Origin of the sequence: Coprococcus sp. RTP31081st1_H1_RTP31081_211007, from assembly GCF_040227275.1 — a bacterium.
GTDB lineage: Bacteria > Bacillota > Clostridia > Lachnospirales > Lachnospiraceae > Coprococcus > Coprococcus aceti.
Window position 1 is genome coordinate 13,456 of record NZ_JBEHVP010000006.1, and the last position, 20,712, is coordinate 34,167.

The following is a 20,712-nucleotide window of genomic DNA, read 5'->3' on the forward strand; positions in this document are numbered from 1 at the left end:
GCACGATGGCAATATACATAGATCCGGCAATGGTGCCGGACTTAGACAACATAGATTCAAGGGTTTTCAAATACCTCATACAGAAGCATAAAGGGCAGCTTGCCAGATGGGCTAAGTGTAAGGATTACTACGAGGGTAGACATGATATTCTTGCACACAAAGTGGATGACGATGATGATGTTGTAAGGTTCAATGTCAACTATGCTAAATATGTGGTTGATGTCGGCCTTGGCTATTATCTCGGTGAACCGGTCAAGTACAACAGCGACAAAGCGGATAAAGCGGATAAACAGCGCAAGGAGCTTGAAGGTGGTGTGAAAGCATCTATCAAGAATGGAAGCGTGAAGCTGTATGATCCTGACTTGTCCCAGAAACTTGATATAAGCCGCATACAGGACGTATACGACAATGAGACTATATCAGAGATAGATTCCAAGATAGGTAAGGCTATAGGCATATATGGCGAAGCCTATGAACAGCTTTATGCCAACAGCGATGAAAATCCAGAGCCACGAAGTACAGTAGTGAACCCTATGAACTGTATCATGGTCAGAGACAATACAGTGGAGCACAATAAGTTATTTGCGATTATTTATGAGATACAGGAAGATCTGAATGAATCAAAGTATTATTCAATCACTGTATGCAATGATCACAACACCAAAGAATACAGGAGTCGTGACCTTGATAACTTTGAATTTTACCTTGTTGAGGGCAGCGAACAGGAGCATTACTTTGGTGAGGTTCCTGTGGTGGAGTACCAGAACAACGATGAGAGACAGGGTGACTTTGAACAGATCATTCCTATGCAGGATGCACTCAACGAGCTTTTCAGCGACCGAGTGACAGACAAGAAGAAGTTCGTCAATTCAATCCTTGCCATGTTCGGTATGACATTAGATGACGATGACGAGAAAGAACTGAAGAAGAACCGCTTCATTGATGGCTTGCCACTGGATGGAAAGATAGAGTACATACAGAAAGCATTTGATGAAAACAGTGTTTCAGTGCTCTGTAATGATATTATCCGAGAAATCCACAAGATGACCCTTACAGTTGATATGACAGATGAGAACTTTGCAGGAAACAGCTCAGGACAGGCCCTCATGCTCAAGTTGATGGTTATGAATATGCTTGTGAAGAACAAGATGAGGAGCCTTGAGAAAGGGCTCAAGAAGAGATTCGAGATGTACAACCACTGGCTTAATGTCAAGGGTGAAATGTCTCTCATAGACAAGAAAGAGCTTGATGTTGTATTCACAGTTGCAATGCCAATAGATAAGCCAACAATCATCAATATGGTAACTCAGCTCAGGGGCATAGTGGATGATAAGACACTTCTTTCACAGCTCTGGTTTATCAAAGATGTTGATGAGGTCATAGAGAATGTGAAGAAGCAGAAAGCCGAGGAACAGCAGCAGTACCTTGCCACGTTTGGCAGTCAGCATGCACAGGATATGGAGACACCTATCAAGGATGATGAAGAAAAGGATCCTGAGAAAGAGTAGGTGATCTATGAGCGACAACAACTATTGGGAGAAGAGAGCTGTAGATCTTGAGAAGCTCTCCCAGGACAGAGCCGATGTTGATATTATGCATGTAAACAAGCTCTTTGATGGCGCTGTGGATATCGTAGAGAAGCAGATAGAGGAGATATTTGGTAAGTATGCACGTGATTCAGGAATAAGCCAGGATGCCGCCTTGAGGCTTCTTAATGAAAAACAGACGGAGACTATGCGCCGCAATCTTATGATCACACTTGCACAGTGTCAGGAGGAGATAGCCAGGCAGGCTATACTTGCAAGGCTCAATGCTCCGGCTTATGCGGCGAGAATATCAAGGCTGGAAGCTCTGAAAGATTTGGTATACTCACAGGCTTATATGGTTGGTGCCGATGCACACAGAAGGCTTGAAAACAGGCTCATAGATACATATAGCGAGAGCTACTACCGAAGCATATATGATATGCAGCGCAGAACTGAGACTGGCTTTGATTTTACAAAGCTGGCTGACAGGGATGTACAGGCAGCCATAGAGACTGAATGGGCAGGGTTCAACTATTCTAAAAGAATATGGAAGAACACAGATAAGTTGGCAAAGAGCCTCGAGCAGGTTATAACGCAGGGACTTATGACCGGGCAGAGTATCAGAGATATGGATCTTGCGCTGGAGGCAAAGATAGATGGCGGCAGGTACAACATAAACAGAGTAATCCGCACCGAGGTAAACAACTGCTGTAACCAGGAAACATTGAAGTCGTACAAGGCGGCAGGGGTGTTAAGATACATATACCTTGCTACACTGGACTTGCGGACATCATCCATCTGCAGAAAGCTGGATAAAGAGGTTTTCTTTGTGTCAAAGGCAGAACAGGGTGTAAACTTCCCGCCTATGCATCCTCATTGCAGATCTACAACAATGGGATATAGAGAGGACCTGCCAAAGGAAAGAATCGCAAGAGATCCGAAGACTGGTAAGAATATTCATGTGCCGTTTGAAATGAGTTATGCACAGTGGTACAGGAAGTATGTGTTGGAGAAGAAAGATGTTGATAATACAAAAAATGGTGATAATATAAGAGATATAATGTTTAAAGCGTCAAAGTCGGATGTAAACATTATTCGAGATGAAAAAGCTGTTGTTGACGCATACTCACAGTTGCCAGATAAAGTGCAGAAAGCAATGGCTGATGTAACCTTTAATATGGGGCAGAATGGCAGTAGTTGTGATGTAAAAAAAGGCATTATCAACATTGCCAAAGGCGCTGAGAAAGAGGATATAGATCATGAATTTGGACACCTGATAGAAGAACGCATGATGGATCCTAAAATTGTGGAAAAGTATAAGAAATACTTAACTGAGGGATTAAGCGATGCAGATATTACTTCGGAAATATATGAAAATGATTCAGGTGAAAAATTCAATATTTATATATTGCATGGTGATAAGTTTATAAGCGAATATCAAGGTAGATTATATATTAATAGCGTAACTGAGGCTATCACCCCAGATGGTAATTTAAATACAGAATTTATGTGGGAGGCTATTTCAGAGCTTTTCAGAGTGTATCAAAAGGACAAAACAATGCTCAATGAGTACGAGATCAAATTGATAGAGGAGGCATTAAGATGACTTTAAAAGAAGAGTTTTTAAGTATTACATCATATGAGGAATATGATAAGCAGAGAGAAAAATTTAGGTCATTGCCTAGAGATTCGGAGGTTAGAGCACATTTGGACAAACTGTATGGTCCAGGATATGTAGGCGGAGATATAGCCAATGGAGTTATAGAAGAACTATATAAGCCCGGAAAAAGGCATATAGGAGAAGAGTAGAAAAGAATGCTAGATGTGATTACAAGCACTGTACAGAGATGTATGGTGTTTTTTTAATGCAAAAAATAGGAGGATAAGTAATGATAGTAACAGGAATGAAACACTTTGAGAATGTATGTCGCAAGAAGTTGACTGAATGGTATCGTAAGAATCACCCAGATATACAGATAGATGAGGGCGACATATATATTGTCTGGTCATGCAAGACATTACAGAATTATAAATGCCTTGCGTCAACAAATATCAGTGGTGATGGGATATATGCTGAGTATACCTACAATGGCAATAAACAGGAACTGTATGAGGATGTATACCATAAGTTGACAAATACGTGTTATACAGAGGAATAAGAACAGAATAGTAGCTAATTTAGATCATGGTAAAAACATGGTCTTTTTTATTGTCAAGGAAAAGACATTAAAACCTCAACAGCAAGGCATGAACTTGCTGGGGACGTATCAATAGACTACTGGCAGGCATGAACTGACAGGCACACAGAAAGGAATGTAAAGTTATGGCAGACACACAGCAGATAACACAGACACAGGCACAGATTGGTGAGGCAACAACACAGCCTGGTACACAGACACAGGGAGCGCAGCAGAACCAGGCAACAAGCACAGCATCACTTGAAGATGTGCTTAAGACTATGACAGTCGAGGAGATTCTGGCAAGACCAGAGTTCAAAAAGGCTGTTCAGTCAGCTTCGGACGCAAGAGTCACACAGGCACTTGCTACAGCCAAGGAGAAGTGGGACAAGGAAGCTATTGAAAACCTTGACGAGGCTAAGAAGCTGGAGAAGATGACAGCGGAGCAGAGAGCAAAATATCAGTTTGATAAGGATAAGGCCGCCTTTGACGCTGAGAAGAAAGCATTTGAGAGACAGCAGCTTGTACTTGCAACAGGCAAGGAGCTGATCAAGAGAGGACTGGACGCTTCATTTGCTGAAGTTCTGACAGGCGACACAGCAGAGGAGACAGCGGCTAAGATAGATAAGTTTGAAGAGACTTTTAGAAACGCTGTTTCAAATTCAATCAGTAACAAGATGAGAGGCACAGCACCAAGGGATAAGACCCAGGGCACAACAATAACAATGGACAGCATAAAGTCCATGAGTGTTGAAGAGATCAACGCACACTGGGATGAGGTGCAGAATGTGCTCAAACAGAATAAGTAAGAAGGGAAGATGATATATGTCAGTTAAGAATTTTATTCCACAGATATGGAGTGCAAGACTTCTTGCACATCTTGACAAGATCCATGTGTATGCAGGCCTTGTCAACAGAGATTATGAGGGTGAGATCACGCAGTATGGTGATACTGTAAAGATCAACCAGATCGGTGACATCACGATCAAGAAGTATACAGGAGCAAAGATTGATGATCCGGATGAGCTTACAGGTGAGCAGAATACACTTGTTATTGATCAGGCAAATTACTTCAACTTTGCCATCAAGGATGTGGACAATGCTCAGACTAACCCAAAGCTCATGAACGAGGCCATGGCAAGAGCTGCATATGGTCTGAATGATACTGTTGATTCACTGCTTGCAGGAATCATGGTAGCCGGTGCTGCCGGAGCAATCGGAAGTGATGAGTCTCCAATTGTTCCAACTAAGGATGATGCATATGACTTGCTTGTAGATCTTGGAACGGAGCTCACAGAGAAGAATGTTCCACTTGTAGGTCGTTGGGTAGTTGTGCCACCATTCTATCATGGATTTCTTCAGAAGGATTCAAGATTCGTGGGCAATGGTACAGATGTCAACATGGCAATCCTTCAGGGCGGACACATCGGAGCTGCCGCAGGCTTCCAGATCTATGTATCAAACAATGTACCGAATACAGAGGGCGCAAAGTACAAGATACTTGCCGGTACAAATGCTGGCACTTCATTTGCTGAGCAGATCACTGAGACAGAGGGTTACAGACCAGAGAGCAACTTCTCAGATGCTGTAAAGGGACTTCACCTCTGTGGTGCAAAGGTACTGCAGAAGGATGCACTTGCAACTCTCACAGTGAACAAGAAGTAGGAGGACAGATATGGCTATTATAAAGAATATTATCACAGGACACAGCTTCACTTGCCGGAATGAGCGTGTTGTAGAGCATTGCCGCAAGGACATAAAGACCTTTGTTATAGAGGATGAACCTGTCATTGCGGCGTCGGCAGAGGAAGAGCCGGTGGAGGATGCGAAAGCAGAAGAAGAAGAGTCGGTGGAGGAAGAGGTAAAGCCTCAGAAGAAAACAAAGGTAACCACAAAGACAGCCACAAAGACAGCCACAAAGACAGCCACAAAAGCGACCGACTGAGAGGTGATACATGATGGATTCACTGGCAAGGCTTAAGAGGAAGATAGGCTCTGATAAGGATATAAGCGATGAGATCCTTACCGATTATCTGGAAGAGGCGAAGGATGAGATAGTTCTGTTTCTGAATGTGAAGCAGTTTGATGAAGCCTTTGCCTCAAAGGCGGTCGAGATCGCAGCTATACTCTATGAGAGAGACCAGGCTGACAAGCACATAAAGTCTGAGAGCTATTCAGAGGGCGTTGTGTCCGAGAATACTACATATCTCACAGGAGAGAGCTTTGATACACAGGTTGATAAGGTCCTGGACAGCCTCAAGAGATACAGGAGGGTATATGTCAAGCATAAGAAGAAAGATAGCACAGAAGAGACAGAATAGCGGGATATATCGCTATTCTGTACGTGAGGGTAGGTATGGTAACGAAACATATGTATATGAGACGGAGCCATCTGGAATACTTGAGGGAATCCTGTGGAGTCCTATATCTTCAGAGGTTGAAGTAGCTGAGTATGGTGAGCGTGTCAATGAGATGCTTCAGGGATGCGTGTTCGATGATGATATCAGCCTGAAAGAAAAAGACCGGGTGAAGGTGGGCGATAACATGTACAACGTGGAATCCATCAAACCTTATCCCTCTTATCGCCTTGTCATCATAGAAAGGGTGAAGTAGATATGCCTATTGAAATCAAAGGACTGGATACGCTCATAAGTGCCCTGGATAAACTTTCTAATGGGATAGATGGCAATGTGAAACAGATTGTGGAGCAGGAAGCCGACCGCATAGCAGGAGAAGCTAGATCACTTGCCCCTGTTGATGGTGGATATCTCAGAGAGAAGATACAGACAAGGGTAACTGAGACAGAAGATAAGATTGCTGGTGAGGTATACAACAATGCGAGTTATGCAGCATATGTGGAGTTTGGGACCGGACCTGTTGGACAGGCGGCAGGCCTTAAGGTTGAGGGTATAGACCTCAGATACAGGCAGACACCATGGATGATACCTGTTGACAAGATAGATAAGGCTCAGGCTGAGAAGTATCACTTCATACCTATAAAGAAGGATGGTGAGGTTATAGGATATCTTACCAGAGGACAGGAACCACAGCCATACCTTTACCCGGCAATGAAGAACAATGAGGAGCACATAGTAGAAAGACTGAAATCGGCAGTAAGAATGGAGAGTAAGATCACCAGATGATAGATGCAAGAGGACAGATCCGAGAGTTGCTTGAGAGTATAGATCACGATGGACTTAAGGTGAAAATGAGCTACCCCAAGTCCATTGGAGATGTTCCATTGATCACATTTATACAGATAACCAATACTGGCACAGGTATGCACAGCGTTGTTGATAATCTGGGTTTTCAGATAGACATATGGGCAACCACTCTGGATGAATGTATAGATATCATGCTGAAGGTTGATGAGAAGATGGTGGATCTTGGATTCAACAGGGACTACGAAAGTCCAGATGACGATGGAGATAATGTTGATGCCAGCGGATATTGCAGAAAGACTCTCAGATATAGCAGCAAAGTAGACACAAGAACAAACAGGCTTATTTCATAAGCAGAAAGGATGGTATAAAACAATGGCAGATACACCAAAGCAGGGACTTGCCTCAATAGGTCTTGATATCAAGATAGGCAAGACAGCCCTTAATTATGCAACAAAGATAGGAGACATTGGAGGAACACCTTCATCACTTGATGCTACATGCTTCAAGGATAAGTCAAAGAAAAGTGTTCCAGGTGTGCAGGAGAACGATAGCTGGGAGGTAGAGTATCTCTATGACAATGGAGCAACAACCTCAGACTATCGTATACTCAAGGGCCTTGAGGATGCTGGGGCTATAGTTGATGTTGAGGTCACATTCCCTGACAAGACAGTATTCAAGAATAAGGGATATGTTACAACGACAGTTACCGGTGCCGAGGTCAACAACCTCATTAAGGCAAAGGCAGTTGTAAACCTTCAGGGTGAGTGGGAGGTTACGGATCCGGTAGAAGCATAATCCATTTTTGTAATACAACAATATGAAATAATACATCACAGGCAGGGGGCATGGTCTCCCTGCCTTTTTAGGAGGTAAAGCAGATATGCAGACATTGGAAATCAAACTCAAGGTAGATGGAGCAGAGAAGAAGTTTCACTTGAGACTTACAGCAGGTGGTCAGAAGATTCTCAAGGAGAAGTACGAAGAGAACATGCTGGCAACTCTTATGGGTGCAGTAGATGATATAGACAGAGCGGTTGATATTCTTGGCATAGCTCTGGGTTACAAGGACAATGACAACGAGATCACAGATGGAGAGGAGTTTTACGATCTGCTTGTTGAGAACGGCAGAAGCGGAGCTGAGGACTTTGCAAAGGTCCTTACCGACATTGCAGTCAATTCTGGAATCATCAAGAAGGATCAGGCAAACAGTGTTGTGAACAGCATCAATACAACATATAAGACTATGTTTGACAGCCTTGAGGAAAGGGTAGAGAAGCTGCAGAAGGATAATGGACAGACCCCAACGGCGGGCGATTCCGAAGATAAGTCAGACAGCACTCCCTTATGATATAGATAGGCTTCTCTTTGAAGCAAGGATAGCCGGTGTGGGCCTCTTTGAGGCATTGGATTATACCTGGGGTGAGCTTGTTGAAATGATAAAGGTTTACAACGAGCGGGAACGCAGGAAGCACCAGCACGAAGCCAACATAGCATTCAGGCAGGCTGAGCTTATATCCATGTGGGTATGGAAGAATGATGGAGATATAAATGTATCAGATATATTCCCATACTGGAACGAGGAAGAAAAGAGACAGGCAGAGCTTGAGAAGTACAAGGCAATAATGTACAGGCATGTGGATAAGAGCAAAAAATAAATCATGAAGAAATACGAAAAGGAAGGAGGTGGGACAGAATATGACAATAGAGGAGATATCCGTCAAGTTTACTGCTGACACCAATGAGCTGAAGAAAGCTCTTTCAGATATTACCGAAACTCTCAAGGGAACTGAAGCACAGACCATGGACATAGCAAGTGCCTTGGATGAGATAACGCAGCCTATCAAGGATATGTCAAAAGACCTCAGGACGCTCACAGAGCAGAGTGCTGCATATAACAAGCAGATGTCAGAGGTTACGAAGACTGTTAGCGGAACAGGCAAGGCGGTTGGTGAGATAAATTCCAAGATGCAGACTGTATCAAAGCAGAGCACTGCTGAAACGGCCAAAATAACGACCGGATGGAAAAAAGTCAAAGAAACTATGCAGGATGTATTCAACTCAAGGCCAACAGCTAATTGGGGTGGGAATACAAACAATGGCGGTGAGACGAGATCGTATAAGGTTTCGAGAAATCCCGGTGATGCAACACAGGAAAAGGCACAGAAAGCTCTTGATGCGGAACAGGCCAAGCTCCAGAAGTTGCAGAATACCCTCAATGGGTACAGGATAAAGCTGGACGCAGTGAATCAGAAGTACGATATACAGAATCAGAAGGTTCAGAAAACCAGTAATGATATACAGGCACAGCAAACAAGACTTGATGGTTTAAAAAGAGATTATGAGGCGATGTCCTCAATAATGTCTGAGCTGAATATTGACGACAGCATAAATGCAGAGATGGTCAGACTCAAGACTACACTTGATGAAAATAAAATATCAGCCAACGAGTTATTCAATGCCATGGAGAGACTCAAGCAGTCTCCTTATGACATCATAGATGTTGGTAATTCGTTCATGTCCATGGAAGACATGACTAAAAAGATGAATGAACTGGATACATCAAGTGAACAGGCATGGGGAAGACTTGAGAAGTTGGAAACAGCCATGGAAGGAGTCAGTGCCGAAAGCAGAAACTTTGGAAGCACACAGGGGCTTCAGAGAATGAACTCTATTATTACTCAGCAGGAGAATAAACTGAGATCACTTCAGAACGCATATAGTACGGCATCGGCACAGTCAGCAAGTTTAAGCGGTAAGCAGGAAATGCTTCAGGCAAATATGCAGCAGACAAGGGATTCTATACAGCAGGCACAGGAACGCATATCACAGCTCAGTGCCGCTTTGCAGAATACATCTCAGAATACATCTACTGGCTTTTTTGGCAGACTTGCATCTACTGTCAAGAATGTCGGTAATGCTACTGCATCACTGATTCATAGGTTCCAAAATGGTGTGTCCCACATAAGAAACTTTGGAACTGCGGCGGGCAATGCTGGGCACAGACTGCTCTCTCTTTATGAGAATACAACACTGATAGGAAGAGGATTATCATCACTTAAAGATAAGCTGTCAGGATTAAGCTCTAAGTTTACACAGACTGCCAGAATGGTGAAGTCTATGGTGCTCTCAATGCTGTTTATGCAGCTTATGAGTGGCATGGGTGAGACCTTGCAGAGCTTTGCGAAGCAATCGGCAGTTGTGAACAATGATCTGTCACTGCTGGCATCATCATTTACCTATCTGAAAAGTAGCATATTATCAGCATTTCAGCCGCTACTCAGCTATATAACACCAATACTTACAAGTATAGTGAACACTGTGGCTGATGCATTCAACAAGCTAGCTGAGTTCTTTGCATACCTTACAGGTCAAACAACATTTGAAAAGGCTGTATATACTCAGAAAGATTATTCGGCAAGCCTTGACCAGTCGGCGGCAAGTGCAAAGAAACTGCAGAATGTGCTGCTGGGGTTTGACGAGATCACCAAGCTGGATGATAACAGTGGAAGCTCCGGAAGCGGCAGCTCCGGAAACGGACTGAATACAGGCAACTGGAAAACCACAAAGGTTGATATATCAAGCAGCCTTGCAGATTCTATCAAGAGTGGCAACTGGGAAGCTGTTGGAAAGGCCCTTGGAGACAAGATAAACAGTGCTTTAGGATCTATTGATTGGAGCAGTGTCCAGAAGAAGTGCAACAGCATAGCCGAGAAGATAGCCGACTTTTTAAATGGAGCAGTTGAGGAGACAGACTGGAATCTTGTAGGATCCACACTTGGTAATGGAATCAACACAATTCTGGGAGCAATCAATACATTCCAGAAGAAGTTTGATTTTAAGAAGTGGGGAGAGTCCCTTGCGGAAACACTAAACAGCACGCTGTCCACTACAGATTGGTCGCTGGCTGGAGATACGCTTGGTACAGCGGTTCAGAATGTCATAGATACAGGCTTTGGCTTTGCCAAGACGTTTGATTGGAAGAAAGCCGGGGAGAGTGCAAGCAAGACAGTTAATAACTTCTTTGGAGCGATAGACTTTAAGGAGGGTGGTAAGACCTTCGGTGAGGGTGTAAAGGGTGTACTGAACAGTATATCGACATTCTTCGATGAAGTGGACTGGGATTCTATTGGTACAGATCTTGTCGATGCAATAACATCGGTAGACTGGATAGGAATCATTACAGGTGCTATCAAGGCTGTCATCAGTGTTGCAGGCGCATTTTACAAATTGGTACTTGCTATCTGGGATGCTATTATCAATCAGATCAAGAGCACAGACTGGTCAGATCAGGCACAGAAGATATGGGAAGGTATCAAAGATGTATGGGCTAAACTCAAGGATACAGCACTTGAGGTTGGTCTCAAGTTGAAGAATACTTTGTCAGATATTTGGGAATCGATAAAGAGCCTGTGGGGAGACTCAGAAAACAAGTCACTGCCTATAGCAGCAAAGTTGTCAGCGGCGCTTGATGAGGAAACTGTTGGTAAGATAAAAGGCTGGGCAACAGATAAGCTGCAGGACTGGAAAGATAAAACCGCTATATTGACTGCCACTGTAGCAACTACACCAGCGGCTATAAGACAATGGTGGAAGGACAGGGCGGATCAGTGGAAGGATAAGATATCAAAGTTTAGCGTTAATTCCGTGACAACGATTCAGAACATAAAAACGTGGTGGAACAATAGATCGGCACAGTGGAAAAATAAGATATCAAAGTTTAGCGTTAATTCCGTGACAACGATTCAGAGCATAAAAACGTGGTGGAACAATAGAGCGGCACAGTGGAAGAATAAGACTGTAAGGTTCACAATCGTAGCAGCTACTTCTGCGCAGGCACTAAAAAACGGTTTCAGATCAGCCATAAATACGGTTATTGGATGGATAAATACTTACATTATCGACAATCTTAACAAGCTGAGTTGGAAGATTAATCCTATCCGTTATTATGATATTATTCACGGAAAATATAAGACATTATTCGATGGAACTACAATTGGTTTTAATGTTGGACATATATCCACATTTGCGACTGGCGGTTTCCCGGAGGACGGCTTGTTCATGGCGAACCACGGAGAGCTTGTTGGTAAGTTCAGCAATGGTAAGACAGCGGTTGCGAATAATGCTCAGATAGTCGAAGGTATTGAAGCTGGTGTATACAGGGCGGTCACAGCGGCGAACAGCGGTGGCGGCAAGTCAGGTGGAAACACACCTGTGATAAATGTATATGTCGGCGGCAAACAGGTTACAGATGTTGTTATAAAGGACATCAACGACAGGACCATCCAGACAGGCAAGAATCCAATATTGGTATAGGAAAGGAGTGAGACTGTGGCAGCAGAGCTTGTTATAAATGGAGTGGACATGCCAGATCCAGCGATCAATGGTGGTCTCACTTATGCGCCAGAGAAGATCTGGAGCAAGAACACTGGGCGAGTCTCGGATGGAGAAATGTTCGGTGATATCGTGGCCAGAAAGATGACATTGAAGATTAAGTGGAATTACCTCACAGAATCACAGATAGCACTTATAGAGAGTGCAATCTATGATTCTTTTTTTGATGTTAAATTCAAGGATCCACGAACAAAGCAATATGTAACAAAGAGGATGTATGCAGGCACTCCGACATACCCGGTATATGACATACGTGATGGAATGTACAGGTATACAGGGGTTGGAGTTGACCTGATAGAGAAGTAGGAGATATCGGATGTACACGAAAGTATCAGATAACTTTGGCAATAGAATAATGGGCGATGGCAGAACCTTCAGAGCACGTATAACATGTGATGACACTGTCATAGAATCCGGTTTTGTCAGTGTTGATATGAAGTGTATAGCCGGAACTGGAACAAGCACCTTAGAGATAGGGTGCGCCAGTTCCACGCAGCTTGATATCACAATGATACAGCCGGATATAAGTCTGACCGGCAAGGAATTTCTGCTTGAGATAGGCCTCATGCTTGATGATGACAGTATAGAGTATGTCAAGATGGGATACTTCATGGCCCAGAAACCTACTGTTGATGATGGCAGGATCACATTCACGGCATACGACAGGATGGCTTACAAGATGTCAGGATATTATCTGTCTAATCTCTTATATCCTTGTGATATATCGGAGGTATGTGCAGAGATAGAGACATTGACAGGCATCAGAATGAAGAATGCTCCGTCAGGAATCAACATATCAAAAAACTTTGATGGCTACACATACAGACAGGCAGTTGGGTTCATAGCCGGCCTTACTGGTAAGTTTGCGACATTTGACAGGAACGGAGTGCTTGATTTCAGGTGGTACACGACAACGGATTATTCGGTAGGGCTTAACAGGTCGTTTGATGATGTTGTTGTGCAAGAGAACATGTTTCAGGTTGGGTATATCTCATGTGCTGTTGATGAGAACAGCACAATAAAATCAGGACAGGGGCTTACAGGAATAGCAACAAGCAACTTCCTGATGACACAGGAGATTCTTGACGGCCTGTATGCAAAGCTGAAGGATATGAGCTATCATCCAACGACATGCAGTTTTGCGGGTGATATGAGACTTGAGCTTGGAGATATAGTACAGGTATTGAGCAGAGATGGCAAAGCATATCCGGTGCCGGTCATGAGCTTGGATTTCAGTTATGACGGCGGGCTTATAACGGCTATCGGATCATATGGCAGTACAGAACTCAGTGAAGCGACATATGTAAGCCCAACCGAGAACTATGTGCAGCAGGTATACAGGCGTTTGTACGCAGATAAGCTGGATGCGAAAGATGCGGCTATCAAGTATGCACAGATAGATTTTGCAAATATAGGTAAGGCAGCTCTGGAGCAGTTTTTCGCCAAGTCGGGATTGATTGAAGATGTTGTGGTCGGTGATCAGAAGGTCACAGGAACACTCGTTGGTGTGACTATCCTGGGAGACAGTATCAAGGGTGGTACAGTCATAGCGGATAAGCTCGTCATCAAGGGTGAAGATGGTCTGTATTACAAACTGAATACTGATGGTAACACAGTAGAGAAAGAGCAGACGGATTACAACAGCCTTGATGGCGGTGTGATCAGAGCCAAGTCTATCACGGCAACTAAGATAGCTGTTGATGATCTTGTGGCATTTGGAGCAACAATAGGCGGCTGGCACATAGCGGATGGTGGTTTATACTCTGGCGCAAAAGAGAGTATGAGTAATACATCCCGGGGAACATATCTCGGAAGTGATGGCCAGATAAACATTGGTGATTCTGACAATTTCATAATGTTCTATGTGGATAATAAGGGAGAATCACATCTTGCTATATCAGCAGATAAATTCACCCTTGGCAAACAGAACATAGAAAACGTTATAAGTGACATAAAACAGGATGTTGATAATGTCAGAGATGAGATAACCACACTCCTGAGGATAGAATCATCAAGAGGAACCGTATTTAAAAATAATGCAGTATCAACAGTCTTGTCTGTGGTGATATACCACGGAAAAGACAGGATAACAGAAATAGATAAGTTACATGAAGTGTATGGAAGTTCAGCCTACATCCAGTGGAAATGGCAGAAACTTGATGAAGAAGAATATGGAATAATATCATCCGCCGATTCAAGAATGGGTAACGACGGATTTTCTTTTACCCTTTCACCAGATGACGTGGACACAAAAGTAACTTTCATGTGTGAACTTATAACAGATTAAGGAGGATTATATATATGGCAACAATAAAAGCAGCAGATCAGGTTACTGTACTTGATGTATCAGATGCTTACAACGTAGTGTTGTCAAGCGAAGCATACACATTCCTTGGGGACACGCAGGGAGCTGCGGCCGGTTCTAAATGCACAACAGATGCGGCAGCATATTGTGGTAATAACATGTGTTCCGTTGTTACAGTAGATGCCAAGGCAATAGTTTGCCCAACAGGAGTGACAGCTGCGGTAAGTAACAGTGGAACTTCAAAAGTCACAATCACATTTACTCTGACGGCGAAGCTGACAACTGCATGCGAGGCAACTATCCCAGTTGTTGTTGATGGGGTAACGATCAACAAGAAGTTCTCGTTTGCCGTAGCGAAGACAGGAGCAACAGGAGCTAAAGGCGATAAAGGTGATCAGGGAGTACAGGGACCTCAGGGCCCGCAGGGGGTATCACCAACTGTATCTGTCACAAAGGCTAATGGTGTAACAACAATCACTATCACTGATAAGGACGGCACACATACTCAGACTGTTAAGGATGGCACAAATGGCACTCCGGGAACTCCAGGAACAAACGGCAAGACACCATATTTTCATGTGAAGTATTCAAACGATGGAGGTAAGACATTCACATCCAACTCAGGAGAAGATGTTGGAATGTATATCGGCACATGCACTGATTATAACCCAGCAGACCCGGCAACAGTAGGGGCTTATACATGGGCAAGAATCAAAGGCGAAACGGGCGCCAAGGGTGATAAAGGCGCAACTGGAGAAACTGGCCCTCAGGGTGAGAAAGGCGCAACAGGAGCAACAGGCCCACAGGGCCCTCAGGGCAATGCAGGAGCGGATGCACTGACATTAACAATTACATCAAGTGCCGGAATCATCTTTAAGAATAACACCGGTTCTACGGTACTTACAGCACATGTATTCAAGGGCAGTGCTGAACAAACTATTTCTTCAACAGGAGTAGTATCTGGGATAGGTACAGTCAAGTGGTATGCAGGCGGAGTATACCAGAAGTCTTCAAATACTTATGCGGTGGGTGCAGGAGATGTACCTAACTCACTGGCTATAACATGTCAGCTTGAAGCGTAAGGGGGTGTTTCTATGGCTACAATCAAAGCCAAGGCAGAAATAACCATATTTAATGTCAAGGATGTCAAGAGTGTAACAAGATATTATCTACTTCAGTCATCCACGGCTACAGCACCAGCTAAGCCAACGGCAAATCCTCCCGGTGGGAAATGGGTTACAACTGAGCCAAGCTACACCAGTGGATCTACCAATACTTTGTACTTTGTAGATCAGACAATATTGAGTGATGGTTCTGTGTCATATTCAGATGTATCTAAGTCAAGCAGCTATGAAGCGGCAAAGGCAGCTTACAACAAGGCTCTGTCAGTTGAGAAGTCAGGGAATGAATTGAAGCTATTCTGGGAGAAACTTATAAACGTTGACGAAGCGGATCCGGACAACTATTCAAAGTATATAACATTCAAGGATGGCAACATCATTGTAGGTATCGCTGGACTGAAGCAGCAGCTTGTGATCGGAAGCGATGGTATATACATAACGAATGACAGTTCGGTGAGCGCAGCTAAGGCAGGCGTGGTATGGCTTGGAAAGAATACTATCATCGGTGATAACTCTGGCGAGTCGTCACTGACAGTCAGAGGAGATGTGGGAGCGTCACTTTTTAAGGTAATAGACTCAATCTTAGCATCCACTTGGCTGACCGCAAGGGATAATGCGGTATTTAATGCTGGCGATACCATTCTTGACAACAACTATTACCCGCTCATATCGCTTCCAACCTTAAATTCGACCTGGGCAATAGCGGCATACAATAGTATGTATGGAAATGCTCTTGCGTTTACGAGGACAACAGATAGCGACTATTCAACCGGTACAAACAGGAAAACAGGTAGCTCATCTTATCTTGACAGCGGCATTGGAATGGCACTTGATGGCACAGGTATATCCGGTGCAATAACGGTTAACAGCACAAATGCATCTAATATAACAAACAGAAACCTCAGACGTATCGGCAATGTTGTGCAGATGTACATGTCATGTAAGGTCAAGAAGTCATACGCTGTTGGTAGGACCGGAACTGTAGGTGTTGCATCCGTCCCGACTGGTTTCAGGCCGGTATCGATCGTAGCTGTATCATCCGGTCAGCAGGGACCGCCGGTTACAGGAATCGTGGGGCCTGACGGAAACATCTGCATGATGGGTACTACAGTGAAACTTGCAGCAAATGATGAGATATCACTCTCTGGAACATGGCTGACAGGCGATAAATTGACATCTTAATTTAGGAGGATAGAAAGTATGAAAAATGCAATATGTACAACCGCCGGAGCAATAGGCGGTGTGATAGCATCCCTGTTTGGTGGATGGGATGCAGGGCTGGCAACACTGGTCATGTTCATGGCCATAGACTATGTGAGTGGCTTGGTGGTGGCTGGAGTTTTTCACAACAGTAAGAAAACAACGTCAGGAGCCTTAGAGAGCAAGGCAGGATGGAAGGGATTATGTCGTAAGGGCATGTCCCTTTTGTTTGTATTGATAGCCTATAGGCTCGATCTGGCGATAGGGTCAAACTATATCCGGGATGCGGTGATAATAGGATTTATTGTAAATGAGACGATCAGTATTGTGGAGAACGCTGGTCTCATGGGTGTACCGCTTCCTAAGGTAATCAATAAAGCAATAGATATATTAACCTCAAAGAGCGAAGAGAAAGGTGGGGAATAATATGAATGGAATAGACATCAGTGCATGGCAGGGGGATGCTGGAATAGACCTTGCTAAAGTGCCATACGATTTTTGCATCGTTAAGGCAACCGAGGGAACAGACTATAAGAACAGATACTTTGCAGCGCATTGTGATAAAGTTTTGAGTAGAAAAAAACTTCTGGGAGTATACCACTATGCAAATGGCGGAGATCCACAGAAAGAGGCTGACCACTTCCTTGCGTATGTAAAGAAGTATATCGGCAAGGCGGTACTTATTCTGGATTGGGAAGCCAAGGACAACCATCTGTTTGGTGTCAAGGATCTGGAATGGTGCTTGCAGTGGTGCAGTTATGTGCAGAAAAAGACAGGCATTAAGCCACTGATATACATCCAGAAGAGCGCTATGGATGCAGTGAAGAAAACTGGTTTTGGCCTGTGGGTCGCTCAGTACCCAGATTATGTTGAGACTGGATACCAGGAGCACCCATGGAACGAAGGAAAATATAATTGCTTGATCAGGCAGTATACATCTGTTGGCAAGCTCTCAGGCTACAATGGCAACCTTGACCTCAACAAAGCATACATAAGTGCAGCATCATGGCACAAGCTGGCTACTAAGGCTGTGAAGATTGTCACTATTAAGCCGGTAAAGAAGAGCGTCAACACACTGGCTAAAGAGGTGCTGGCGGGCAAGTGGGGCAACGGTACTGATCGTAAGAATAGACTCACAAAGGCTGGATATGATTACAATAAGGTACAGGCAGCAGTCAACAAGCTCGTCAAGGCTTCACAGATGTCAGAGGACAAGATCATCAATGCAGTTGCTCATGAAGTCATCATAGGCAAGTGGGGCAACGGACAGGAGCGTATCAATAGGCTTAAGGCAGCGGGGTATAATCCAACTATAATCCAGAACAAAGTCAATGAGATTTTGAAGTAGAACAGAGAGCCCATCATAGCAATATGGTGGGCTTTTTTTAGGGGCAATTTAGGGGCAATTTAGGGGCAATTTAGGGGCAAAAAATTGATTTGCCATGATATGTTATTACACGAAGTACCTTCAAAAAGTAACGTATTTAAGCCATTTTGAGATATTTTGACATATCAATATATTAATTATAAAATAAACAATATGTATAAATGTATACAATGGAGGAGAGAGATGAATAGAAGGAGAACAAAAAAGGGGGCGTCGGATTCTACAGAAATGGTAGATACGATAGGCTTCAATATGCGGGATATCCGCAAAAACAGCAGATCTTCGAAGTATACGGTAAAGTATATGGTTGCGGAGATAAATGAGCTCCTGCCGGAGAATCATAAGATAACAGAAGGGATATATTACAAGTGGGAGAATGAGGAGAGGCTTCCGACAGCGCGGCACATTCCGGCTATAGCTAGTGTTCTCGGTGTGTCTGAGACTGCACTTTTTCACTGGCAGGGTATGAAGAATGGAACTGTCAACAGTAAATATAGTCAACTGGTTGAGAGCGTTAAAGCACTTGGAGATGACAAGACGGCTGATATAGCCTGGCTTGCATCGGGTTGGTCAGGTGACCTTAAAGCTCTGGTTGAATTTGACATGCTGTATGCAAGTCTGCCTGCGGAGGACAGACGGGATGTGGCATCTCTTGGAATAAGATTATATGATGTGTGCAGGAAAGAGGGCAGACTGAATCAGGATGTGCCATCTGTGGATTTCTCTTATTTGCAGCAGGCTCTCAGGGATCTGTGGGCATCAAAGTAAGATATAATTGCACAAATAAAAAAAATATCTTTGTTCTTTTTGACAAAATATCCAACTTGACATGGTAAAAATCAAAAAAATCTTGACTTGTGCACAAAAAAAGCTATGATAATATCAAGGGCAACCGATTGCGCATGGAGCGTTGCGCAAATGCGGAGATATGTGCTGAACAAAAGGAGACTTGAACATGGAGACAAAAGAGTCAGGCCAGAAGATGACCATTTCTGATGTGGCTGAGGCGTTAAATATATCTAAGACTACAGTATCGAGAGCGATTTCCGGAAAGGGAAGGATCGGTGCCGAGACAAGGCGGAGAGTTCTCGAGTATATAGAGGAGCATAATTATAAGCCAAGCGTTATAGCGAAGGGGCTGGCACAGTCAAAATCCTATAATATAGGATGGGTCATGCCGAGCGACTACAGCGTGGTGGATCTGCCGTTCTTTCAGAAGTGCCTGATGGGATTGCTGGAGATGGCTGCGCCAGTGGATTATGATGTGCTTGTGTGTACAGTGTCACCGGATGATATGAGCCAGTTGGAGAGAATTGTTGAGAATCATAAGGTGGATGGGGTTGTACTTGGAAGAACTCTTGTGAATGATGCCCCGGCAGAATATCTCAAGGAAAAAAAGATACCATTTGTTGTGGTTGGAAGTATGGATGATGACAATGTTGTCCAGGTTGATCATGATCACAGAAGTGCATGCCGTGAGCTTACATCTATACTGCTTGCCAAAGGAATGACTAAGGTAGCCCTCATGGGTGGCAATAAGAATCATGTGGTAACCCTCAACAGGTATAGAGGATATCTTGATGCGATGGAGGATATGGAGGTACCGGTAGATAACAGCCTGGTATACTTTGATATAGATAATTCCGTATTATGTGAACATGCCATTGAAGAGATAATGAAGCAGAAAGCAGAATGCATACTGTGTATGGATGATGGAATATGCCAGAATGTACTTAATATACTGGATAAGAAGGGCATAAAGGTGCCAACTGATGTGAGAGTTGCGTCATTCTACAACAGCTCACTTCTGAACAATTACCAGCCTGCGATCACATCGCTCCAGTTTGATCCGCGTGAGCTTGGAATGGTGGCATGTAAACTGCTGGTGGATTTTATAGAGGGCAACGAAGTTAAGAAGAAGACACATCTGGGTTATGAACTCAGATTAAAAGAGTCAACGAAGTAATTCATAGTTATATATCCTTCCTAGAGGGGCGTCAGTGTTTGGCTGACGCCCTGTTTTTATGTGAAAAGGGCCAGAATATGCGCAATATGCGCAAAAAAATGATGCGCGACGGGCATGAAAATACACCATAGAATATTGCTGTTATAGCAATATTCTATGGTGTAACAAAGAGGAAAGTAATGAAAAAACGGCCTAAATGAGTGTAATAATGGCTAGAAAAGGAAATGAAACATGAAAATCTCACATATGGGATTGCGGATGATTAACAAATATTACCATATATAGTGTGCAACGCAAACGGGTGCGCAAAATATAACGAACATGGAAACGTTTCCGAATGAAGCGGCTTGTGCAAAATGTATATTTTTTTATTTTAAAAGTTATATGAATTAGTAGTTGACAACAATAAACAGAACTGATAATATATAACCATAAAGAACAACCGATTGCGCACGGGAAACAATAAGGGCAACTA

The 20,712-nt window shown here is 43.6% G+C and carries 23 protein-coding genes; all 23 read left to right on the forward strand.

What is annotated here, in order from left to right:
• The first annotated feature begins 5 nt into the window (after positions 1–5).
• The 23 genes from ABUA31_RS10265 (at position 6) to ABUA31_RS10375 (ending at position 20,237) form a co-directional block, all read left to right on the forward strand.
• On the forward strand, positions 6–1,508 hold the full coding sequence (locus ABUA31_RS10265; protein ID WP_349818614.1) for a phage portal protein: 1,503 nt from the start codon (positions 6–8) through the stop codon (positions 1,506–1,508).
• A 7-nt stretch (positions 1,509–1,515) separates the two neighbouring features.
• Entirely contained in the window at positions 1,516–3,132 is a 1,617-nt protein-coding gene (locus ABUA31_RS10270) for a minor capsid protein (RefSeq protein ID WP_349818613.1), read from the forward strand.
• Positions 3,129–3,335, forward strand: a complete 207-nt coding sequence (locus ABUA31_RS10275) for a hypothetical protein (RefSeq protein ID WP_055222281.1) — start codon at positions 3,129–3,131, stop codon at positions 3,333–3,335. Before ABUA31_RS10270 ends, ABUA31_RS10275 begins: the two co-directional genes overlap by 4 nt.
• A gap of 80 nt (positions 3,336–3,415) precedes the next feature.
• A complete protein-coding gene (locus tag ABUA31_RS10280; protein ID WP_055222280.1) occupies positions 3,416–3,685 on the forward strand; it encodes a DUF6275 family protein in 270 nt (89 codons plus the stop codon).
• Between the two features lie 164 nt (positions 3,686–3,849).
• Entirely contained in the window at positions 3,850–4,512 is a 663-nt protein-coding gene (locus ABUA31_RS10285) for a DUF4355 domain-containing protein (protein ID WP_055222279.1), read from the forward strand.
• 16 nt (positions 4,513–4,528) lie between these two features.
• A complete protein-coding gene (locus tag ABUA31_RS10290; protein WP_055222278.1) occupies positions 4,529–5,368 on the forward strand; it encodes a phage major capsid protein in 840 nt (279 codons plus the stop codon).
• Between the two features lie 10 nt (positions 5,369–5,378).
• Positions 5,379–5,648: a hypothetical protein gene (locus ABUA31_RS10295; RefSeq protein WP_055222277.1), complete on the forward strand. Its 270-nt coding sequence runs from the start codon at positions 5,379–5,381 to the stop codon at positions 5,646–5,648.
• 10 nt (positions 5,649–5,658) lie between these two features.
• Positions 5,659–6,024, forward strand: a complete 366-nt coding sequence (locus tag ABUA31_RS10300) for a phage head-tail connector protein (RefSeq protein WP_055222276.1) — start codon at positions 5,659–5,661, stop codon at positions 6,022–6,024.
• A complete protein-coding gene (locus tag ABUA31_RS10305) occupies positions 5,981–6,316 on the forward strand; it encodes a hypothetical protein (RefSeq protein ID WP_055222275.1) in 336 nt (111 codons plus the stop codon). The genes ABUA31_RS10300 and ABUA31_RS10305 overlap by 44 nt, the downstream gene beginning before the upstream one ends.
• Positions 6,317–6,318: 2 nt before the next feature.
• Positions 6,319–6,846, forward strand: a complete 528-nt coding sequence (locus ABUA31_RS10310; RefSeq protein WP_055222274.1) for an HK97-gp10 family putative phage morphogenesis protein — start codon at positions 6,319–6,321, stop codon at positions 6,844–6,846.
• Positions 6,843–7,217 carry a hypothetical protein gene (locus ABUA31_RS10315; RefSeq protein ID WP_055222273.1) on the forward strand — a complete coding sequence of 125 codons (375 nt, stop codon included), beginning with the start codon at positions 6,843–6,845 and terminating at the stop codon, positions 7,215–7,217. Before ABUA31_RS10310 ends, ABUA31_RS10315 begins: the two co-directional genes overlap by 4 nt.
• Positions 7,218–7,239: 22 nt before the next feature.
• Positions 7,240–7,662, forward strand: coding sequence for a phage tail tube protein (locus tag ABUA31_RS10320; protein ID WP_055222272.1), 423 nt, complete (start codon positions 7,240–7,242; stop codon positions 7,660–7,662).
• Positions 7,663–7,747: 85 nt separating this feature from the next.
• The gene (locus ABUA31_RS10325) at positions 7,748–8,215 is read left to right on the forward strand and encodes a hypothetical protein (protein WP_055222271.1); all 468 of its coding nucleotides are present in this window, start codon (positions 7,748–7,750) and stop codon (positions 8,213–8,215) included.
• 37 nt (positions 8,216–8,252) lie between these two features.
• Positions 8,253–8,522: a hypothetical protein gene (locus ABUA31_RS10330; protein ID WP_055222270.1), complete on the forward strand. Its 270-nt coding sequence runs from the start codon at positions 8,253–8,255 to the stop codon at positions 8,520–8,522.
• Positions 8,523–8,562: 40 nt separating this feature from the next.
• Positions 8,563–12,180 (forward strand): coiled-coil domain-containing protein, encoded by a 3,618-nt coding sequence (locus ABUA31_RS10335; RefSeq protein WP_055222269.1) that lies wholly within the window; start codon positions 8,563–8,565, stop codon positions 12,178–12,180.
• Between the two features lie 15 nt (positions 12,181–12,195).
• Complete coding sequence (locus ABUA31_RS10340; RefSeq protein WP_055222268.1) at positions 12,196–12,564, forward strand: DUF6711 family protein; 369 nt, start codon at positions 12,196–12,198, stop codon at positions 12,562–12,564.
• Between the two features lie 10 nt (positions 12,565–12,574).
• Positions 12,575–14,545 (forward strand): hypothetical protein, encoded by a 1,971-nt coding sequence (locus ABUA31_RS10345; RefSeq protein ID WP_055222267.1) that lies wholly within the window; start codon positions 12,575–12,577, stop codon positions 14,543–14,545.
• 14 nt (positions 14,546–14,559) lie between these two features.
• On the forward strand, positions 14,560–15,645 hold the full coding sequence (locus tag ABUA31_RS10350) for a collagen-like domain-containing protein (protein ID WP_055222266.1): 1,086 nt from the start codon (positions 14,560–14,562) through the stop codon (positions 15,643–15,645).
• Between the two features lie 12 nt (positions 15,646–15,657).
• Positions 15,658–16,866: a hypothetical protein gene (locus ABUA31_RS10355; protein WP_055222265.1), complete on the forward strand. Its 1,209-nt coding sequence runs from the start codon at positions 15,658–15,660 to the stop codon at positions 16,864–16,866.
• Positions 16,867–16,884: 18 nt separating this feature from the next.
• Complete coding sequence (locus ABUA31_RS10360) at positions 16,885–17,310, forward strand: phage holin family protein (protein ID WP_055222264.1); 426 nt, start codon at positions 16,885–16,887, stop codon at positions 17,308–17,310.
• A 1-nt stretch (position 17,311) separates the two neighbouring features.
• Positions 17,312–18,232, forward strand: coding sequence for a GH25 family lysozyme (locus tag ABUA31_RS10365; RefSeq protein ID WP_055222263.1), 921 nt, complete (start codon positions 17,312–17,314; stop codon positions 18,230–18,232).
• 222 nt (positions 18,233–18,454) lie between these two features.
• Positions 18,455–19,039, forward strand: a complete 585-nt coding sequence (locus ABUA31_RS10370) for a transcriptional regulator (RefSeq protein ID WP_015534548.1) — start codon at positions 18,455–18,457, stop codon at positions 19,037–19,039.
• Between the two features lie 187 nt (positions 19,040–19,226).
• A complete protein-coding gene (locus tag ABUA31_RS10375) occupies positions 19,227–20,237 on the forward strand; it encodes a LacI family DNA-binding transcriptional regulator (RefSeq protein WP_022217055.1) in 1,011 nt (336 codons plus the stop codon).
• The last annotated feature ends 475 nt before the right edge of the window (positions 20,238–20,712 follow it).

What these genes read in the sequence shown, in the direction of transcription:
- ABUA31_RS10265 (WP_349818614.1), top strand. Translation starts at nt 6, where the DNA reads ATGGCAATATACATAGATCCGGCAATGGTGCCGGACTTAGACAACATA.
- ABUA31_RS10270 (WP_349818613.1), top strand. Translation starts at nt 1,516, where the DNA reads ATGAGCGACAACAACTATTGGGAGAAGAGAGCTGTAGATCTTGAGAAG.
- ABUA31_RS10275 (WP_055222281.1), top strand. Translation starts at nt 3,129, where the DNA reads ATGACTTTAAAAGAAGAGTTTTTAAGTATTACATCATATGAGGAATAT.
- ABUA31_RS10280 (WP_055222280.1), top strand. Translation starts at nt 3,416, where the DNA reads ATGATAGTAACAGGAATGAAACACTTTGAGAATGTATGTCGCAAGAAG.
- ABUA31_RS10285 (WP_055222279.1), top strand. Translation starts at nt 3,850, where the DNA reads ATGGCAGACACACAGCAGATAACACAGACACAGGCACAGATTGGTGAG.
- ABUA31_RS10290 (WP_055222278.1), top strand. Translation starts at nt 4,529, where the DNA reads ATGTCAGTTAAGAATTTTATTCCACAGATATGGAGTGCAAGACTTCTT.
- ABUA31_RS10295 (WP_055222277.1), top strand. Translation starts at nt 5,379, where the DNA reads ATGGCTATTATAAAGAATATTATCACAGGACACAGCTTCACTTGCCGG.
- ABUA31_RS10300 (WP_055222276.1), top strand. Translation starts at nt 5,659, where the DNA reads ATGATGGATTCACTGGCAAGGCTTAAGAGGAAGATAGGCTCTGATAAG.
- ABUA31_RS10305 (WP_055222275.1), top strand. Translation starts at nt 5,981, where the DNA reads ATGTCAAGCATAAGAAGAAAGATAGCACAGAAGAGACAGAATAGCGGG.
- ABUA31_RS10310 (WP_055222274.1), top strand. Translation starts at nt 6,319, where the DNA reads ATGCCTATTGAAATCAAAGGACTGGATACGCTCATAAGTGCCCTGGAT.
- ABUA31_RS10315 (WP_055222273.1), top strand. Translation starts at nt 6,843, where the DNA reads ATGATAGATGCAAGAGGACAGATCCGAGAGTTGCTTGAGAGTATAGAT.
- ABUA31_RS10320 (WP_055222272.1), top strand. Translation starts at nt 7,240, where the DNA reads ATGGCAGATACACCAAAGCAGGGACTTGCCTCAATAGGTCTTGATATC.
- ABUA31_RS10325 (WP_055222271.1), top strand. Translation starts at nt 7,748, where the DNA reads ATGCAGACATTGGAAATCAAACTCAAGGTAGATGGAGCAGAGAAGAAG.
- ABUA31_RS10335 (WP_055222269.1), top strand. Translation starts at nt 8,563, where the DNA reads ATGACAATAGAGGAGATATCCGTCAAGTTTACTGCTGACACCAATGAG.
- ABUA31_RS10345 (WP_055222267.1), top strand. Translation starts at nt 12,575, where the DNA reads ATGTACACGAAAGTATCAGATAACTTTGGCAATAGAATAATGGGCGAT.
- ABUA31_RS10350 (WP_055222266.1), top strand. Translation starts at nt 14,560, where the DNA reads ATGGCAACAATAAAAGCAGCAGATCAGGTTACTGTACTTGATGTATCA.
- ABUA31_RS10355 (WP_055222265.1), top strand. Translation starts at nt 15,658, where the DNA reads ATGGCTACAATCAAAGCCAAGGCAGAAATAACCATATTTAATGTCAAG.
- ABUA31_RS10360 (WP_055222264.1), top strand. Translation starts at nt 16,885, where the DNA reads ATGAAAAATGCAATATGTACAACCGCCGGAGCAATAGGCGGTGTGATA.
- ABUA31_RS10365 (WP_055222263.1), top strand. Translation starts at nt 17,312, where the DNA reads ATGAATGGAATAGACATCAGTGCATGGCAGGGGGATGCTGGAATAGAC.
- ABUA31_RS10370 (WP_015534548.1), top strand. Translation starts at nt 18,455, where the DNA reads ATGAATAGAAGGAGAACAAAAAAGGGGGCGTCGGATTCTACAGAAATG.
- ABUA31_RS10375 (WP_022217055.1), top strand. Translation starts at nt 19,227, where the DNA reads ATGGAGACAAAAGAGTCAGGCCAGAAGATGACCATTTCTGATGTGGCT.